We start from the raw sequence: 16,334 nt of genomic DNA, 5'->3' as shown, positions 1-16,334 counted from the left end.
CGCATCGTTGCGGCGCAGTGTCCAGGCCGGTACCCAGTGTGTGACGGTTTTGCGCTTGGACCCGTAGGCGATCGGATAGGTCACCAGCCCCCACCAATCGCCCTGCTCGCAAATGCCCCAGCAGGTCAGCCGGCCCTCGACGACCTTGTGCAGCTGCAGGCCGTTGGGGTGATATCGCCCCGCGCGGTGCGGCTCGCGCGGGAAGAGCACCGTCAGGTCAACCAGCACGGTGATCGGCGGGCGCACCACTCGAAACGGGTTGCGGACCGGCTGCCCGTTATATCCGATAGACGCGAGGTCGCCCACTGATCGATCATACGTTCGAATAAGTTCTAGGTGTTCCTATCGGTGCTGGTCAGGTGAAATACTTCAGCTGTCGGGAAGGGGCTTCGCCATGGGCGAGACGGACGAGGCCGCGGCACTGCCGCTGGCACCGCGAAATCCACTGCCATACCTCCAACGATGAAAGCCTCACGGGCGTATCACACCGGCTGCGAAACACTGCGCGACGCCGGCGGGACGGTGACGAGATACAGTCTCGGCCCCAAATGGATGCTTCCGCCGATCGCGGTCACAACATCGCCGAAAGGCGACCGGGATGTTCTCAGCCGTAGCTTCCCAGTTGTCGATAGGGAGCAGCCCGGAACACCGAGATTCAATCGCTGGACGACGACTTTCCCCTCGCCGTCCCATTGACCATGGTCGCGGCCGCCCCGATCCGGGCTCGCGCCCACCCACGGAACTGAGCGGATCTCGACTCGGACGCTGACAAAATTCGGTAGAGTTGAGCGGAACAGACTCAACCTTGACGGCGTTGAATAACGCGACAAGCATTTTCCCTACGTACCCCGAACGGAGGTTTCGTGGACTCTTTTAACCCGACAACCAAGACGCAGGCGGCCCTGACATCGGCCTTACAGGCGGCCTCAGCCGCCGGTAATCCCGAGATCAGGCCTGCTCACCTGCTGTTGGCGCTGCTGACGCAGAACGACGGGATCGCCGCGCCGCTGCTGGAGGCTGTCGGCGTCGAGCCCGCCACTATCCGCACCGAAGCGCAGCACCTGCTGGACCGGCTGCCGCAGGTCAGCGGCGCCAACGCGCAGCCGCAGCTGTCCCGCGAGTCGTTGGCCGCGATCACCACCGCGCAACAGCTGGCCACCGAGATGGACGACGAATTCGTCTCCACCGAACACCTGATGGTGGGCCTGGCCACCGGCGACTCCGATGTTGCCAAGCTGCTGACCGGACACGGCGCCTCACCGCAGGCGCTGCGCGACGCGTTCGTCAAAGTCCGCGGCAGCGCGCGAGTCACCAGCGCCGACCCCGAGGCCACCTATCAGGCGCTGGAGAAGTACTCCACCGACCTGACCGCGCGGGCCCGCGAAGGCGAACTCGACCCGGTCATCGGGCGGGACAACGAAATTCGCCGCGTCGTGCAGGTACTCTCCCGTCGCACCAAAAACAACCCGGTGCTGATCGGCGAGCCGGGCGTTGGCAAGACCGCCATCGTGGAAGGTCTGGCCCAGCGCATCGTCGCCGGCGACGTGCCCGAAAGCCTGCGCGACAAGACCGTCGTCAGCCTGGACCTGGGCTCGATGGTTGCCGGCGCCAAGTACCGCGGCGAGTTCGAGGAGCGGCTCAAGGCCGTCCTCGACGACATCAAGAACTCCGCCGGCCAGATCATCACTTTCATCGACGAGCTGCACACCATCGTCGGCGCCGGCGCGACCGGTGAGTCGGCGATGGACGCCGGCAACATGATCAAGCCGATGCTGGCCCGCGGTGAGCTGCGGCTGGTCGGTGCGACCACGCTCGACGAGTACCGCAAGTACATCGAGAAGGACGCCGCGCTGGAGCGGCGCTTCCAGCAGGTCTTCGTCGGTGAGCCGTCGGTGGACGACACCGTGGGCATCCTGCGCGGGCTTAAGGATCGCTACGAGGTGCACCACGGTGTGCGCATCACCGACTCCGCGCTGGTGGCCGCCGCCACGCTGTCCGACCGCTACATCACCGCCCGGTTCCTGCCGGACAAGGCCATCGACCTGGTCGACGAGTCAGCCAGCCGGCTGCGGATGGAGATCGATTCGCGCCCCGTCGAAATCGACGAGGTCGAGCGGCTGGTGCGCCGGCTCGAGATCGAGGAGATGGCGCTGGCCAAAGAAGAGGACGCCGCGTCCAAGGAGCGACTGGACAAGCTGCGCGCCGAGCTGGCCGACCAGAAGGAAAAGCTGGCCGAGCTGACCGCCAAGTGGCAGAACGAGAAGAACGCCATCGACATCGTCCGCGAGCTCAAGGAGCAGCTGGAGACGTTGCGCGGGGAGTCCGAGCGAGCCGAGCGCGACGGCGACCTGGCCAAGGCCGCCGAGCTGCGGTACGGGCGCATCCCGGAGGTGGAGAAGAAACTCGACGCCGCGCTGCCCCAGGCAGAGGCCCGCGAAAACGTGATGCTCAAAGAAGAGGTCGGTCCCGACGACATCGCCGACGTGGTGTCGGCGTGGACGGGCATCCCGGCCGGCCGGCTGCTGGAAGGCGAGACGGCCAAGCTGCTGCGGATGGAAGACGAGCTCGGCAAGCGTGTGGTCGGGCAGAAGAAGGCGGTCCAAGCGGTATCCGACGCGGTGCGCCGCAGTCGGGCCGGGGTCGCCGACCCCAACCGGCCGACGGGATCGTTCCTGTTCCTGGGCCCGACCGGTGTCGGCAAGACCGAGCTGGCCAAGGCGCTGGCCGACTTCCTGTTCGACGACGAACGGGCAATGGTCCGCATCGACATGAGTGAATATGGCGAAAAGCACTCGGTCGCCCGGTTGGTGGGTGCGCCGCCCGGCTACATCGGTTACGACCAGGGCGGTCAGCTGACCGAGGCGGTGCGCCGGCGGCCCTACACGGTGGTTTTGTTCGACGAGGTCGAAAAGGCCCACCCGGACGTGTTCGACGTGCTGTTGCAGGTGCTCGACGAGGGCCGGCTCACCGACGGGCAGGGCCGCACGGTCGACTTCCGCAACACCATCCTCATCCTGACGTCCAACCTCGGGTCGGGCGGCAGTGAGGAGCAGGTGATGGCCGCGGTGCGCTCGGCGTTCAAGCCGGAGTTCATCAACCGGCTCGACGACGTGCTGATCTTCGACGGGCTGAACCCCGAGGAGCTGGTGCGGATCGTCGACATCCAGCTCGACCAGTTGGACAAGCGGCTCGCCCAGCGGCGGCTGCAACTCGAGGTGTCGTTGCCGGCCAAGACCTGGCTGGCGCACCGTGGATTCGACCCGGTCTACGGCGCCCGTCCGCTGCGGCGGCTGGTACAGCATGCCATCGGCGACCAGCTGGCCAAGCTGCTGCTGGCCGGTGACATCCACGACGGCGACATCGTTCCGGTCAATGTCAGCGTCGACGGCGACTCGTTGGTCTTGGGCTAATTCCACACTCGCACAACAAGACTCGCCCCCGCGATTCGCGGGGGCGAGTCTTGTCTGTCAATTTCCTGCCAGACAACGGTAGAACGTGTGGGAATGAAACGGTCGCGGGCTAATATGCCTAACTACTGAACTGTCGGTACGCGGTGGCAAAGGTCCGCGCCTCGGGGGGTGTGGTCCGGCCAAGGAGATTCCGGATGAAACTCGCAGGGTGTGTTGGTCGTGTCGGTGGGCTGGCAATTGCGTTGGGGACTGGCGCGCGGCTCGCATCGGTGCCGTGGTTGGCCGCCGCGGATCCTGGCTTGTCGGGGCTCGATCTGTCCGATCTGTTTGGGCCTGGGCTGACCCTGGAGAGCTTAGTGCCAGGACTGGACAGCCTGCTGGGCCTGTTCTGACGCTGACCTGCGGCCGGGATCTAAGCGGTAGCAAACTTTAATTCGGTTGTGACCTGCTCGCATTCCCGATTAAGGGGTCGCAGCGGCTAGGCTACGGGGCGATGGTTCCACTCTGGTTTACGCTCTCCGCGCTGTGCTTTGTCGGCGCGGCGGTATTGCTGTACGTCGACATCGATCGTCGGCGCGGGCGTGGCCGTCGTCGCAAGTCGTGGGCACGTTCGCACGGATTCGACTACGAGCAGGAATCCACGGAAATCCTCAAGCGCTGGAAGCGCGGGGTGATGTCGACCGTGGGCAGCAATATCCCGGCGCGCAACGTCGTATTAGGCCAGATCCGCGGCGAGGCGGTATTCATCTTCGATCTCGAGGAAGTTGCCACCGTGATCGCCCTGCACCGCAAGGTGGGCACGAACGTCGTCGTCGACGTCCGGCTCAAAGGTCTCAAAGAGCCTCGCGAGAACGACATTTGGCTGCTGGGCGCAATCGGACCGCGGATGGTGTACTCCACGAATCTGGACGCCGCACGGCGGGCCTGCGATCGGCGCATGGTCACCTTCGCGCACACCGCGCCCGACTGCGCCGAGATCATGTGGAACGAGCAGAACTGGACGCTGGTCAGCATGCCGATCGGCAGCACCCGCGCGCAGTGGGACGAGGGCTTGCGCACGGTGCGCCAATTCAACGACCTGCTGCGGGTGTTGCCGCCGCTGCCACAGCAGACGGGAACTGCTGGGGCGCCGCAAACGGCAGGACGTCGCAATGCCGCACCCAGCCGTCCGCTGGCCCCGGCCGGCCGTGGCGAGTCGCCGCCGCGGCACCCAGAAGCCCCATCCCGTGAGGGTGGGGCAGCGGCCCGCGGCGCCGCGGCGTCGCCGCCCTCGGTGCGGCAGGAGCCAACCCGCCGCGCACCGGCCGTCGAGCCCGGTGCGCCAGTGCGGCGTCCGCCGTCTGGCCGCAACGGCCACCAGGCCACCCACTACCAGCGCTGATTACTTCGTATCCTCCCGGTGCCTGAGGCATTGGCGATGTCGCTACGCTGTCGGTCATGCCGCGCCGCTACACCGCCACCAGAGCCTTTGGGCGGGGCCGTGGCCGCACCTGACCTGAGCACCGGCGACCGCGACGAGTTGGCCGACCTGGTGCGCCGGCTGGCGGTGGTGCACGGCCGCGTCACGTTGTCGTCGGGCAAGGAAGCCGACTACTACGTGGACCTGCGCCGCGCCACCCTGCATCACCGGGCCGGGCCGCTGATCGGCCGGCTGATCCGTGAACTGACCGACGACTGGGAGTACGCGGCCGTCGGTGGCCTGACCCTGGGCGCCGATCCGGTCGCCACCGCCGTCATGCATGCGCCCGGTCGTCCCATCGACGCGTTCGTCGTGCGAAAGTCAGTGAAAACCCATGGCATGCAACGTCTTATCGAGGGGCCCGACATTTCCGGTCGACGGGTCCTGGTAGTGGAGGACACCAGTACCACCGGCGCCTCGGCGATGACCGCGGTGCGCGCCGTGCTGGACGCCGGCGGGCAGGTGGTGGGCGTGGTGACCGTGGTCGACCGAGCTACCGGCGCCGCCGAAGCCATCCAAGCCGAGGGCTTGCCGTACCGGACTGTCTTGGGACTGGCGGATTTGGGGCTGCCCGGTGGCTGAGCCGACCGTCGCGCATTAGTGACCGTGCGGACCCTCACCGCGATGGTCGCGGCATTGGCGGTGACATGCTGCGCGGCCTGCTCGGGTTCGCATCACAAGGACCCGATCTATGGCGCGCTGACCGCCCGGCTCGGCGAATCGTTGGCGGTGCTCGGCTGGAACATGTCGATGTCCAACCTGCGCTGGCAAGACAACTACGTGTTGGTCGACGTCGACGCGGCCCCGACCGATCCCGTCAAAGCCCATGCCGATCCCCGCGACGTCCGGTTCGGCCTCTACGGGGCGCTGGCGCACCCGATGGAGGCCACCGGCATCGGCAGCTGTGAGGACGTGAAAAATGTTGTTATACAAGCGTTTTCCGCGCCTGAGGGCAAACGGCTGACCGGCACGGTGTGCCTGGGCCCGCTGTCGGACCGCAGCGCGGTACGCGGGGTGTACCTGTACTCGCCCCGCGACCGGATCGCCGACACCACCGCCGCCTACCCGGCGGCGTTCCCGGTAGGGGTGCTGCCGACGAAGCAGAACGACACCGGCTTGGTGGTCAAGACCACCAGCGTGGCCGCGTGGCGGGCCGACGGCACCCAGCTGACCCAAGCCTCGCTCGGTGACCCGGGCGCGTTCACCGGCAGCGGCTACATGTTGCTCGGGTTGGACGCCGAAACCATCGCGGCGAAGTACCGAGACGACTCCGCGGCTCGCGGCGGGCCGATGATGTTGCTCGCCGCCCCGACGCTGCCTCCCCCCGGGCTGAGCCCGGCCTGCTCGGCCTACGGGTCGTCGGTGCTGATCCTGCCCGAAGCGTCGCTGGACGCCGTGCATGTCAGCGCGTCGCTGTGTACCCAGGGCGATATCAACGAGGCGCTGCTGTACGCGACCATCGCGGTTGTGGGAACCCACGCCGCAGTCTGGACGACGCAATGAATGATGAGCCTGGCCCTACCGAATGGGGTGTTCCGGCAAGCGGAGTCGGCCCCTGGGTCGGGCCGCCACCCGACGACCCGCGGTATGACCCGACGCTGCTTCGCGACGGCGACACCCGCAACGTCGTCGACGCCTACCGGTATTGGACGCGTGAGGCGATCATCGCCGACATAGACAAGCGCAGACACCCGCTGCATGTGGCGATCGAGAACTTCGGTCACGACGCCAACATCGGTGGCGTGGTGCGCACCGCCAACGCGTTCGCCGTCGACACCGTCCACATCGTCGGGCGGCGCCGTTGGAATCGCCGCGGTGCCATGGTCACCGACCGCTACCAACGGCTGTGCCATCACGACAGCGCGGCCGACTTGCTGAGCTTCGCGGCGGGAGCGGGCCTGACGGTGGTCGCGGTCGACAACGTGCCCGGTGCCGTGCGGCTCGAACAGACCACGCTGCCACGCAACTGCCTGCTGCTGTTCGGCCAAGAAGGCCCCGGCATCAGCGACGACGCCCGCACGGGCGCTTCGCTTACCGTTTCGATCGCCCATTTCGGCTCGACGCGCAGCATCAACGTCTCGGTCGCCGCGGGGATCGCCATGCATAGCTGGATCAGCCAACACGGTGATATCGGAAGGGCTTGGTAAGAAGGGTGAGTAGGGCAGGATCTGCAGACATGGATCAGGTATGGCTCAATCGGGCGGTCAGCGCAGAAGCTGCCGTCACCGGGCGGCATCTGAAACGGCTCTGGGCGTTGCCCGGCACCCAACTCGGCGTGGTGGCCTGGCCGCCGACCCGGCGCGACCGCTGGTTTGCCGGCTGGCATTACTGGTGGCAGGCGCATCTGCTCGACTGCCTGGTCGACGCGGAGCTACGCGACCCGCAGCCGGAGCGGCGCGTCAAGATCGCCCGGCAGATCCGCGCGCACCGGCTACGCAACAACGGATCCTGGGTCAACAGCTATTACGACGACATGGCGTGGCTGGCGCTGTCGCTGGAGCGGGCCGCGCGGATCGCGGGCGTGGAGCGCAAACGTGCGCTGCACAAGTTGAATGACCAATTCGTCAAAGCGTGGGTGCCCGAGGACGGCGGCGGCATCCCGTGGCGTAAGCAGGACCAATTCTTCAACGCCCCGGCCAACGGGCCGGCGGGGATCTTCCTGGCGCGCTACGGCGACCGGCTGCGCCGGGCCCAGCAGATGGCCGACTGGATCGACGACACGCTGATCGACCCCGAGACGCACCTGGTGTTCGACGGCATCAAGGCCGGGTCACTCGTCCGCGCGCAGTACACCTACTGCCAGGGCGTGGTGCTGGGCCTGGAGACCGAGCTGGCAGCGCGCACTCAAGACGAGCGGCACGCGCCGCGCGTGCATCGCCTGGTCGCCGCCGTCGACGAGCACATGGCGCCGGCCGGGGTGCTGCGCGGCTCAGGCGGCGGCGACGGCGGGCTGTTCGACGGGATCACCGCTCGCTACCTGGCGTTGGTCGCCACCACGTTGCCGGGTGAGTCGGCCGCGGATGCCGCGGCCCGCGAGACCGCCCGCGAAATCGTGCTGGCCTCGGCGCAATCGGCGTGGAACAACCGGCAGTCGGTGCAAGGGCTGCCATTGTTCGGTCCGTTCTGGGATCGCACCGCCGACCTGCCCACGGCCGATGGGCAGCAGGCTGAGTTCGTCGAGGGTGCGGTCACCAGTTCGGAGATTGCCGAACGCGATCTGTCGGTACAACTATCGGGTTGGATGCTGATGGAGGCCGCGCATGCCGTGACCAACGACGAGAGGACCACCGATGAGTAAAGTCCACCCCGATGCCGAGTCGGCGCTGCACGGACTGCTGAAAGACGGTATGAGCGTCGCTGCGGGCGGTTTCGGCCTCTGCGGCATCCCGGAGAATCTGATCCGGGCGCTGGTGGACAGCGGCGTCAAGGACCTCACCATCGTCGGAAACAACGCCGGCGTAGACGATTTCGGCATGGGCCTGCTGCTCAAGGCGCGGCAGGTGAAAAAGGTCATCGCATCCTACGTCGGGGAGAACAAGGAATTCGAGCGTCAGGTGCTGGCCGGAGAATTGGACCTTGTCCTGACGCCGCAGGGCACGCTCGCGGAGAAGTTGCGCGCCGGCGGCGCAGGCATTCCCGGCTTCTACACCCGCACTGCCTATGGCACCAATCTTGCCGAAGGCAAAGACACCCGGGTCTTCGACGGCACCGAATACGTTCTGGAAGAAGGCATTCGCGCCGATCTGGCGATCGTCAAGGCGTGGAAGGGGGACACCTCGGGCAACCTCATCTACCGCAAGACGGCGCGCAACTTCAACCCGATGATCGCCACCTGTGGCGCGGTGACCGTCGCCGAGGTAGAAGAACTGGTCGAGGTCGGCGACCTCGACCCCGACCTGATCCATACTCCAGGCGTCTATGTGGACCGCATCATCGAGGGCCGCGACTACGAGAAGCGCATCGAATTCCGCACCACCAGCGGCGGCGCCGCAATGAAGCACGACAGCCCGATTCGCGAGCTGATGGCCCAGCGTGCCGCCCAGGAATTGCGGGACGGCTACTACGTAAACCTGGGCATCGGCATACCGACGTTGGTGGCAAACTTCATCCCGGACGACATCAACGTGACGCTGCAGTCGGAGAACGGCCTGCTGGGCATCGGTTCCTACCCGACCGAAGACGGCGTCGACGCCGATCTCGTCAATGCCGGCAAACAGACCGTCACCAGCCTTCCCGGCTCGAGCTTTTTCAGCAGCGCCGACTCCTTCGCGATGATCCGCGGCGGCCACATCGACCTGTCCATCCTGGGCGGCCTGGAGGTTGCCGAGAACGGCGACCTGGCCAACTGGATGGTGCCGGGCAAGATGGTCAAAGGACCCGGCGGCGCTATGGATCTGGTGTCGGGCGTCAAGCGAGTGATCGTGGTGATGGATCACACCGCGAAGGATGGCAGCCCGAAGATCCTCAAGCAATGCACGCTGCCGGTCACCGGCAAGGGCGTGGTGGACATGATCATCACCGACCTGTGCGTCTTCGACGTCGACCCCGAACACGGGCTCACGCTGACCGAATTACACCCAGGCGTGACGGTCGCCGACGTGCGGGCCAAGACCGGCTGCGACTTCAAGGTCGCCGTCTAACGCCCGGTCAATCAGCGACGGGTAGCCGTTCGGGCTCTTGGTCGGGCTCGCGTCGGCGCTTGCGGTAAGCGCGTCCCGCCGAGATGAAAGCCGGCAGCATCGACACGAACAAGATCACCAGGACGATCTTCTCCAGATTCTGGTGGATGAACGGCACATTGCCCAGGAAGTAGCCGGCGAGCGTCGCGCCGCCACCCCAGAGCACACCGCCCACGATGTCGAAGGCGAGGTACACCGGATAGCGCATGTACGACACCCCGGCGACCACCGGTGTGAAGGTCCGGATGAACGGCATGAACCGGGCCAGGATGATCGCTGCGGGCCCGTATTTCTCGAAGAACGCGTGCGACTCGGTCACGTGGTGCTGCTTGAAGAAGCGCGAGTCTTCCTTCTTGAACAGCGCGGGTCCGATCCGGCGCCCGATGAAGTAGCCCGTCTGGTCGCCGAGTATCGCGACCAACGCTACGGACGGCGCCAGCACCCAGATGTTGAGTGTGCCGTGGGCCGCCAGCAGCCCACCGGTGAACAGCAGCGATTCGCCGGGCAGCAGCGGGAACAGCAGCCCCGTCTCGACGAAGACGATGACCAGGATCGTCGGCAGCACGGCCGACGCGAACAAGCCCTGAGGACCGATCCAGTACATCGGGTCCAGGATGTTCGGCATGGCCGCCACGGCGATACTCACGGTGTTCCAAGATACCGGCGAAATTCAACTGCTCCCTTAACAGGCGTAGGTTGCGGGGCCGGCCGGGCTGTGAACGAGAATCTGTTGTTGGATACTGATGGCAGTCCTGAGGAAGGAAGTTTCATGCCCATCGCAACACCAGAGGTCTACGCCGAGATGCTGCGACGTGCCAAGGAAAACTCGTACGCCTTCCCGGCGATCAACTGCACGTCCTCGGAGACCATCAACGCTGCCATCAAGGGCTTCTCCGACGCGGGCAGCGACGGCATCATCCAGTTCTCGACGGGTGGTGCGGAGTTCGGCTCCGGGCTGGGGGTGAAGAACATGGTCACCGGCGCGGTGGCGCTGGCCAAGTTCGCCCGCGTCATCGCCGACAAGTACCCGATCAACGTCGCGCTGCACACCGACCACTGCCCGAAGGACAAGCTGGACACCTATGTGCGCCCGCTGCTGGAGATCTCGGCCAGGCGGGTCGCGGCCGGCAAGAACCCGCTGTTCCAGTCGCACATGTGGGACGGCTCCGCGGTGCCGATCGACGAGAACCTCAAGATCGCGCAGGAGCTGCTCAAGGAGGCCGCGGCCGCCAGGATCGTTCTCGAGGTGGAGATCGGCGTGGTCGGCGGCGAGGAGGACGGTGTTGTCGGCGCCATCGACGAGAAGCTGTACACCACCCCGGACGACTTCGAGAAGACCATCGACGCGTTGGGCCACGGCGAACACGGCCATTATCTGCTGGCCGCGACGTTCGGCAACGTGCACGGCGTCTACAAGCCCGGCAACGTTCAGCTGCGTCCCGACATCCTGGCCCAGGGCCAGCAGGTGGCGGCGGCCAAGCTCGGGCTTTCCGACGACGCCAAGCCGTTCGACTTCGTATTCCACGGCGGGTCGGGTTCGCTGAAGTCGGAGATCGAAGAGGCGCTGGGCTACGGGGTGGTCAAGATGAACGTCGACACCGACGCCCAGTACGCGTTCACCCGCCCGATCGCCGGTCACATGTTCACCAACTACGACGGCGTGCTCAAGGTGGACGGCGACGTGGGCAGCAAGAAGGTCTACGACCCGCGCAGCTACCTCAAGGCGGCGGAGGCGGGGATGACCGAGCGGGTCATCGAGGCCTGCAACGACCTGCATTGCGCCGGCAAGTCCGTCAGCGCAGGGTGAAGCCGCCAGCGCGGGATCAACCCGTGCTGGCCTCGCAGATCTTCCACCGGTCGTCGCGATACTGCAGGTCGAAGCTGCGGGTCGAGCGGACCTGCGGCGCGTAGGCCATGAACGCGGTCACATTGGCCTCGGCATGGTTTCCGTTGACGACCACCTGGTCGATGTTGGCGACCACCGGATACTGTTTTGCCGCCGCGACCCGACGATAAGTGTCGTTCCATTCGCGCTCGTCGTAGTTGACGTAGTCGTCGCGCATGGTGCCGCAGGTGATGCCGCGCAACGTGGATAGGTCGCCGTTCTGCACCGCGACGTCGAAATTCTGGATGGTGCTGCGAACCTGGTCTTCTTGTGAGGCGTTCGGCTTTTTGTCGCTGCGGGTCATCAGCACCGTGCCCAGCACTGCGATGGCCGCCAACGCCAGGATGATCAGTATCAACGCCAGTACCCAACCCCAGCTGCGCTGAGTCGACGGCCGCAGCTTGGCGCCCAGCCGAGGCGGAATCAGCTGCGGCATCGCGGTTCGCGGCCGTGTCGCGTTCGGTCCAGACGGCGGATGGCCCCTCTCGAAGGCCTCGGTGGCGGGCTCGTTGGCGGCGTTGATGACCGCAGTCTCCTTGGCGTCGAACCCCGGGGCAGTAAAGCGACGCTCACCCAGCGGAATCCGCGGTTTGGGTGCATCCTGCTCGCGCGGAGTCTTGGCCATCACCTCGGTAGCCGGCTCGGCCCGGTAGCTCTCGGTGGGATCGTCATCGGGACCGACGACCTGTTCGGTGTCGTCAGCGTCGGATTCCGCCGGGTCGATCGCGGCGCCTCCATCGACGGCGTCTGGATCGAACCCCGGCGCATTCGACTTGTGGTCGCGGTCAGGCCCTGAGGGATTCGGCATAAGCGCTGCTGTCCTCTTCGCTGTCGAAATACGTATTGCAGCTTAGCGACTCGGCACCGGGTTTGGTGCGGCGGCGTCGCACGGCACAATGGCCCCATGACGCCCACGCATGATCTTCTGGGACCGGATCCGATCTTGTTGCCCGGCGACACCGACGCCGAGGCCGCACTGCTGGCCAACGAGAACCCGGCCGTCGTCGCCGCCGCACATCCGTCGGCCTCGGTGGCCTGGGCAGCCCTGGCCGAAGAAGCCCTGGCCGACGACAAGGCGATCACCGCCTATGCATACGCCCGTACCGGCTACCACCGCGGCCTGGACCAGCTGCGCCGCAACGGCTGGAAGGGGTTCGGGCCCGTGCCCTATGCCCATGAGCCGAATCGTGGTTTTCTGCGGTGTGTGGCGGCGCTGGCGAGGGCGGCCGACGCCATCGGCGAAACCGACGAGCAGACCCGGTGCCTGGACCTGCTCGACGATTGCGACCCGACTGCCCGCGCCGCACTTGGGCTCAGCTGAGCCGGAGGTCAACAGCCCACCGATCTTGCAGTTGTTGTGCGAGCATCTGTGAATGGAGCGGCAGGACGATCCGGAAGCCCGGATCCGGGAGTTGGAGCGCTCGCTCAGCGACGCCGCCGCCAAATCGGAACTGACAGCCGCCGGCCGTGGCGGTTACGACAAGTACTCCGCCTCGCCGACAACGCGGACCGCCGCGGGCTTCCGCGGGTCGAAGACCATACTGTTGGTGCTCGTCATCGGCTTACTGGCTCTCGCGGCGGGCGTCGCTGTTGTCATCGCCCGGCATTCGGGTGGCAGCTCTTCCCCCGGCTTGCCCAGCAGCCATCCGAGCTCTTCGAGCGCCACCACTGGGCCGGCGAACCAAACCCTGCAGAGGCTGTACCACCTGTTGCCGCAGGGCTACAACGCGAATAACTGCCCACCGGTCAGCAACCCAAATCGACAAGCCCTCGCAACAGTGGAGTGTCAGAAGACGTCGGACCCACGCAGCCCGGCATCCGCGGCCTTCTCCCTCTATCCGAATGCGGCCGCACTTGCCGATGCCTTCCAAAATGGCATCGGCGAGGACGCGGTTACACCGTGCCCCGATGGAAAGCAATCGCCGGCTACTTACCAAAACGACGCGGCGCCAAATGTCCCCGCTGGATCCGTGCTCTGTGGAAGCTACAACAAGGGGCCGGACTTGATGTGGACGCAAAATAAAGACCTGCTACTCGGCGACATCCAGGGACTGGATCTCAACGCCCTGTATCAGTTTTGGCAGGACCTTTAAGACCGGCGCGTCGCGGGGCTAGAAGCCCACCGAGCAGCCGTCCGGCGGCTCCACCTGGATGGTGGCGTGGCCCAATCCGTGCGCGGCAAGAATCGCTCGGGCTTCCCCGAGTACCCGGGTCGAGTCACCCCGGCTGGCCAGGTGCGCGGTCACCATGTCTTTACCCGGCACCAGCGTCCAGACATGCAGGTCGTGCACGTCGGTGACGCCGTCGACGGCGCTCAGCGCGCTACGCAGCCCCTCGACGTCGATGTGGCTGGGCGAAGCTTCCGACAGGATGCGCAATGCGCCGACGGCCAGTGAAAGCGCCCGGGGCAGCACCCACAGCGCGACCAGAACCGCAACCACCACGTCGGCGTAGGGCCAGTGCGTGGTGATCGTGACCACACCGGCGATCAGCACACCGACGCTGCCGACCATGTCGGCGATGACCTCCATGTAGGCGCCCTTGACGGCCAGGCTCTCCGTATGCGACCGCAGCAGCAGCGCTACCGCCACATTGGTGGCCAGCCCCGCCAGCGCCACGACGATCATTGGCACTCCTGGTACCTCCGGCGCATGGCCGAGCCGCGCGATCGCTTCGCGGAGGATGATCGCCGCCACCGCGATCAGCAGCACGGCGTTGGCCACCGCGGTAAACACCTCGGCGCGGTGCCAGCCGAAGGTGCGGCCCGGAGACGAGCTGCCGCGCCGGGCCAGCACCAAAGCGCACAGCCCCATGAACGTGGCCGCCACGTCGGTGAGGATGTGGCCGGCGTCGGCCAGCAGCGCCATCGATCCGATCACCAGCGCGGTGGTCAGCTCCACGACGAAGAACCCACCTAGCATCGCGGTGGCAGCGGCCATCTTCGAGACCATCCGGCCATCGCCGGCATCGGTGTTCGCGTGACTGTGGCCGGCACCCATGCCCGTAATATATGCGTCATTGTGCATATATCGCAAGCGCGACGGCGAATCTCCAGCACCGAGATCGACGTCAGTGCATGATTTCTGGGATTTTCCCGCGCTGGTGTCGATCTCGGCGCGACGGGCACATCGGCGTTGAGTCAGAACCAGGCGTGCCAGAACCGGGTCAGCCGCATGCCGGCATTCGCCCACGTTGCGGGCACCCCGGACAGCTCGTAGAACCAGTCGACCATCCCGAAAAACCACTGGTTCAGCGGCGGCGCGATCAGGATCACGAGCAGAATTACCCAGCCGAACTGCTTGGCCGGTTCCAGTGCTCGCTGAGTCTCCGGACTCAGATGCGGCTCCAGCGCGTTGTAACCGTCCAGGCCGGGGATCGGCAACAGGTTCAGCAGTACCGCGGTGACCTGGAGGAAGCCCAAAAACGCCACCCCGGCCCACAACACCGGGTGCACCGGGTCGAAATACCACCGGGTCAGCGTCAGCAGCAGCACCGCCAGCAGCAGGTTGGCCGCCGGTCCGGCCAGGCTGACCAGCGTGCGCTGTGTGGTCGTCATGTACGACGTTCGCACATAGACGGCAGCGCCGGGCAAGCCGATGCCGCCCAGCATGGTGATCAAAATCGGCAAACCCAGCGACAGCATCGGATGGGCGTAGCGCCGCGGATCCAAATCCAGATAGCCACGCACCGCGATGTCACGATCGCCGAATCGCCACGCCGTGAACGCGTGACCGAATTCGTGCAGACACAGCGATACGACCCAGCCGGCGATCACGAAGATGAACACTCCGGCATAGGCCAGCGCACCCAGGTTGGCGCCGTCCCACCAGGCCAGCGCGCCGCCGAACACCGTCAGGCCGACGGTCGCCAGGAAGATGGGGCTCGGCCGCACCGATTGGTGCAATTCACGGGCGCTCACGTGACGAAACTACCGACCGGAATGACGGTCCGGCTCCTCGCCCCTCGCGGCGCCGGTCACCGGACCAATAGCCAACCCTCGGTGTTCCGATAGATCGTCGACCGGCGCGTCGCCTTGAGCGCCGGCACGCCGTCGCGGTCCACGGCTGCACCGGTGCTGCCCAGCTGCGCCGCTCGCCCTGCCAGCCAACGGCGCGACCGGCCGCCCCACACGCGCGCCCGCAGACCCGGCAGTGCGACCGTCGGCTCGACCCGCACCCCGGCCACAACGCCGTCGAAGAGCACAGCGTCGTCGACGACGGCCTCGCCATGCAGGAGTTGCGCGCCGTCGGCTGGCCGCCAGTGGGCGGCTCCCATGATCGCCGTTCCGGTTTCGTCGCGGATCAGCGGTACCCGTCGCGCCGATCCGCGCCGCGCCCGGTGGGCCGCTCGGCGACCCGCCGGCAGCCGGTAAACCCGGGTGGCGGCGGTGTGCCGGCGCGGCGCATAGCCGACCTCGACGTCGAGGCGTCCGGCCCGCAGCAGCTGGGTCAGCACGGTCGCCAGGTCGGCGTCGACGCCGACCACCACCACCCGCCTGACCCCAGCAATCGCGCCCTCCAAGACTTTTGAATCCGCGGGATGGTCGATGCGCACCGCGGGCAGCCCGGTCAGCCGACCAGGCAGACGCAAGTCGCCGAAGATCAGCACGGTGATGTCAGGGGCGCTCAATTGCCCGCCTCCTCCTCGTGCCGCCGCGCGGCCTGCATCGTCGCGCGGGCGCTTATTTGTCGGCCTCCTCCTCGCGCCTTCCGGCGCGTATCGTCGCCGGACGGGCCTCGTCGCAAACACCTGGGCTAATGTGGGTCACCGGCTGGACCACAATAAGCGGGACATACCAGTGGGAGAAACGCCATGCCGGCAATCGTCCTGATCGGCGCCCAATGGGGCGACGAGGGCAAAGGCAAGGCCACCGACCTACTCGGCGGCCGCGCCCAGTGGGT

Annotated in this window: 18 protein-coding genes; 12 read left to right on the top strand and 6 right to left on the bottom strand. The window is 66.5% G+C overall.

Features of this window, described 5'->3' with window-relative positions; all coding sequences use genetic code 11:
- A partial coding sequence (locus VNW74_RS09645) for a hypothetical protein (protein ID WP_325676371.1) occupies positions 1-306 on the bottom strand: 306 nt, incomplete at its 3' end.
- A gap of 557 nt (positions 307-863) precedes the next feature.
- Here VNW74_RS09645 and clpB point away from each other — a divergent pair.
- From clpB to VNW74_RS09605, 8 genes are all read left to right on the top strand, one after another.
- Positions 864-3,410 (top strand): ATP-dependent chaperone ClpB, encoded by a 2,547-nt coding sequence (gene clpB / locus VNW74_RS09640; protein ID WP_325676370.1) that lies wholly within the window; start codon positions 864-866, stop codon positions 3,408-3,410.
- Positions 3,411-3,604: 194 nt separating this feature from the next.
- Entirely contained in the window at positions 3,605-3,802 is a 198-nt protein-coding gene (locus VNW74_RS09635; protein WP_325676369.1) for a hypothetical protein, read from the top strand.
- A 101-nt stretch (positions 3,803-3,903) separates the two neighbouring features.
- Entirely contained in the window at positions 3,904-4,791 is an 888-nt protein-coding gene (ttfA, locus tag VNW74_RS09630; RefSeq protein ID WP_325676368.1) for a trehalose monomycolate transport factor TtfA, read from the top strand.
- Between the two features lie 36 nt (positions 4,792-4,827).
- Complete coding sequence (gene pyrE / locus VNW74_RS09625; RefSeq protein WP_414686640.1) at positions 4,828-5,451, top strand: orotate phosphoribosyltransferase; 624 nt, start codon at positions 4,828-4,830, stop codon at positions 5,449-5,451.
- 42 nt (positions 5,452-5,493) lie between these two features.
- Positions 5,494-6,372, top strand: coding sequence for a hypothetical protein (locus VNW74_RS09620; RefSeq protein WP_325676373.1), 879 nt, complete (start codon positions 5,494-5,496; stop codon positions 6,370-6,372).
- Positions 6,369-7,016 carry an RNA methyltransferase gene (locus VNW74_RS09615; RefSeq protein ID WP_325676367.1) on the top strand — a complete coding sequence of 216 codons (648 nt, stop codon included), beginning with the start codon at positions 6,369-6,371 and terminating at the stop codon, positions 7,014-7,016. Before VNW74_RS09620 ends, VNW74_RS09615 begins: the two co-directional genes overlap by 4 nt.
- Positions 7,017-7,045: 29 nt before the next feature.
- Positions 7,046-8,167: a glycoside hydrolase family 76 protein gene (locus VNW74_RS09610; RefSeq protein ID WP_325676366.1), complete on the top strand. Its 1,122-nt coding sequence runs from the start codon at positions 7,046-7,048 to the stop codon at positions 8,165-8,167.
- The gene (locus tag VNW74_RS09605; protein WP_325676365.1) at positions 8,160-9,509 is read left to right on the top strand and encodes a 3-oxoacid CoA-transferase; all 1,350 of its coding nucleotides are present in this window, start codon (positions 8,160-8,162) and stop codon (positions 9,507-9,509) included. The genes VNW74_RS09610 and VNW74_RS09605 overlap by 8 nt, the downstream gene beginning before the upstream one ends.
- 7 nt (positions 9,510-9,516) lie before the next feature.
- Here the strand turns inward: VNW74_RS09605 and VNW74_RS09600 are convergent, their stop codons facing one another.
- On the bottom strand, positions 9,517-10,173 hold the full coding sequence (locus VNW74_RS09600) for a DedA family protein (RefSeq protein WP_414686639.1): 657 nt from the start codon (positions 10,171-10,173) through the stop codon (positions 9,517-9,519).
- Positions 10,174-10,317: 144 nt separating this feature from the next.
- Between VNW74_RS09600 and fbaA the strand changes: the two genes are divergently transcribed.
- Positions 10,318-11,355, top strand: coding sequence for a class II fructose-bisphosphate aldolase (gene fbaA / locus VNW74_RS09595; protein ID WP_325676363.1), 1,038 nt, complete (start codon positions 10,318-10,320; stop codon positions 11,353-11,355).
- A 16-nt stretch (positions 11,356-11,371) separates the two neighbouring features.
- Here the strand turns inward: fbaA and VNW74_RS09590 are convergent, their stop codons facing one another.
- Entirely contained in the window at positions 11,372-12,241 is an 870-nt protein-coding gene (locus VNW74_RS09590; protein ID WP_325676362.1) for a hypothetical protein, read from the bottom strand.
- Positions 12,242-12,337: 96 nt separating this feature from the next.
- Between VNW74_RS09590 and VNW74_RS09585 the strand changes: the two genes are divergently transcribed.
- Together VNW74_RS09585 and VNW74_RS09580 are read left to right on the top strand one after the other, a co-directional pair.
- Positions 12,338-12,754, top strand: a complete 417-nt coding sequence (locus VNW74_RS09585; protein WP_325676361.1) for a DUF3151 domain-containing protein — start codon at positions 12,338-12,340, stop codon at positions 12,752-12,754.
- 52 nt (positions 12,755-12,806) lie between these two features.
- Positions 12,807-13,526, top strand: coding sequence for a hypothetical protein (locus VNW74_RS09580; RefSeq protein WP_325676360.1), 720 nt, complete (start codon positions 12,807-12,809; stop codon positions 13,524-13,526).
- Positions 13,527-13,544: 18 nt separating this feature from the next.
- On the opposite strand, the gene VNW74_RS09575 is transcribed toward VNW74_RS09580, so the two are convergent.
- From VNW74_RS09575 to VNW74_RS09565, 3 genes are all read right to left on the bottom strand, one after another.
- Positions 13,545-14,432 carry a cation diffusion facilitator family transporter gene (locus tag VNW74_RS09575; protein ID WP_325676359.1) on the bottom strand — a complete coding sequence of 296 codons (888 nt, stop codon included), beginning with the start codon at positions 14,430-14,432 and terminating at the stop codon, positions 13,545-13,547.
- A gap of 140 nt (positions 14,433-14,572) precedes the next feature.
- Positions 14,573-15,352: a site-2 protease family protein gene (locus VNW74_RS09570; RefSeq protein ID WP_325676358.1), complete on the bottom strand. Its 780-nt coding sequence runs from the start codon at positions 15,350-15,352 to the stop codon at positions 14,573-14,575.
- A gap of 56 nt (positions 15,353-15,408) precedes the next feature.
- Entirely contained in the window at positions 15,409-16,062 is a 654-nt protein-coding gene (locus tag VNW74_RS09565; protein ID WP_325676357.1) for a peptidase M50, read from the bottom strand.
- A gap of 183 nt (positions 16,063-16,245) precedes the next feature.
- Here VNW74_RS09565 and VNW74_RS09560 point away from each other — a divergent pair.
- Positions 16,246-16,334 (top strand): adenylosuccinate synthetase (locus tag VNW74_RS09560; RefSeq protein WP_325676372.1); only part of this gene is annotated, 89 nt, incomplete at its 3' end.

Source organism: Mycobacterium sp. (assembly GCF_035570115.1).
Classification (GTDB): domain Bacteria; phylum Actinomycetota; class Actinomycetes; order Mycobacteriales; family Mycobacteriaceae; genus Mycobacterium.
This window is presented reverse-complemented; position numbering and strand designations above follow the sequence as displayed.

Excerpts from the sequence above, each read along its gene's own strand:
- VNW74_RS09610 (WP_325676366.1), top strand. The coding sequence starts at position 7,046 with ATGGATCAGGTATGGCTCAATCGGGCGGTCAGCGCAGAAGCTGCCGTC.
- VNW74_RS09635 (WP_325676369.1), top strand. The coding sequence starts at position 3,605 with ATGAAACTCGCAGGGTGTGTTGGTCGTGTCGGTGGGCTGGCAATTGCG.
- VNW74_RS09580 (WP_325676360.1), top strand. The coding sequence starts at position 12,807 with ATGGAGCGGCAGGACGATCCGGAAGCCCGGATCCGGGAGTTGGAGCGC.
- VNW74_RS09605 (WP_325676365.1), top strand. The coding sequence starts at position 8,160 with ATGAGTAAAGTCCACCCCGATGCCGAGTCGGCGCTGCACGGACTGCTG.
- VNW74_RS09590 (WP_325676362.1), bottom strand. The coding sequence starts at position 12,241 with ATGCCGAATCCCTCAGGGCCTGACCGCGACCACAAGTCGAATGCGCCG.
- VNW74_RS09585 (WP_325676361.1), top strand. The coding sequence starts at position 12,338 with ATGACGCCCACGCATGATCTTCTGGGACCGGATCCGATCTTGTTGCCC.
- VNW74_RS09620 (WP_325676373.1), top strand. The coding sequence starts at position 5,494 with ATGGTCGCGGCATTGGCGGTGACATGCTGCGCGGCCTGCTCGGGTTCG.
- pyrE (WP_414686640.1), top strand. The coding sequence starts at position 4,828 with ATGTCGCTACGCTGTCGGTCATGCCGCGCCGCTACACCGCCACCAGAG.
- ttfA (WP_325676368.1), top strand. The coding sequence starts at position 3,904 with ATGGTTCCACTCTGGTTTACGCTCTCCGCGCTGTGCTTTGTCGGCGCG.
- fbaA (WP_325676363.1), top strand. The coding sequence starts at position 10,318 with ATGCCCATCGCAACACCAGAGGTCTACGCCGAGATGCTGCGACGTGCC.
- VNW74_RS09575 (WP_325676359.1), bottom strand. The coding sequence starts at position 14,432 with ATGGGTGCCGGCCACAGTCACGCGAACACCGATGCCGGCGATGGCCGG.
- VNW74_RS09600 (WP_414686639.1), bottom strand. The coding sequence starts at position 10,173 with ATGCCGAACATCCTGGACCCGATGTACTGGATCGGTCCTCAGGGCTTG.
- VNW74_RS09615 (WP_325676367.1), top strand. The coding sequence starts at position 6,369 with ATGAATGATGAGCCTGGCCCTACCGAATGGGGTGTTCCGGCAAGCGGA.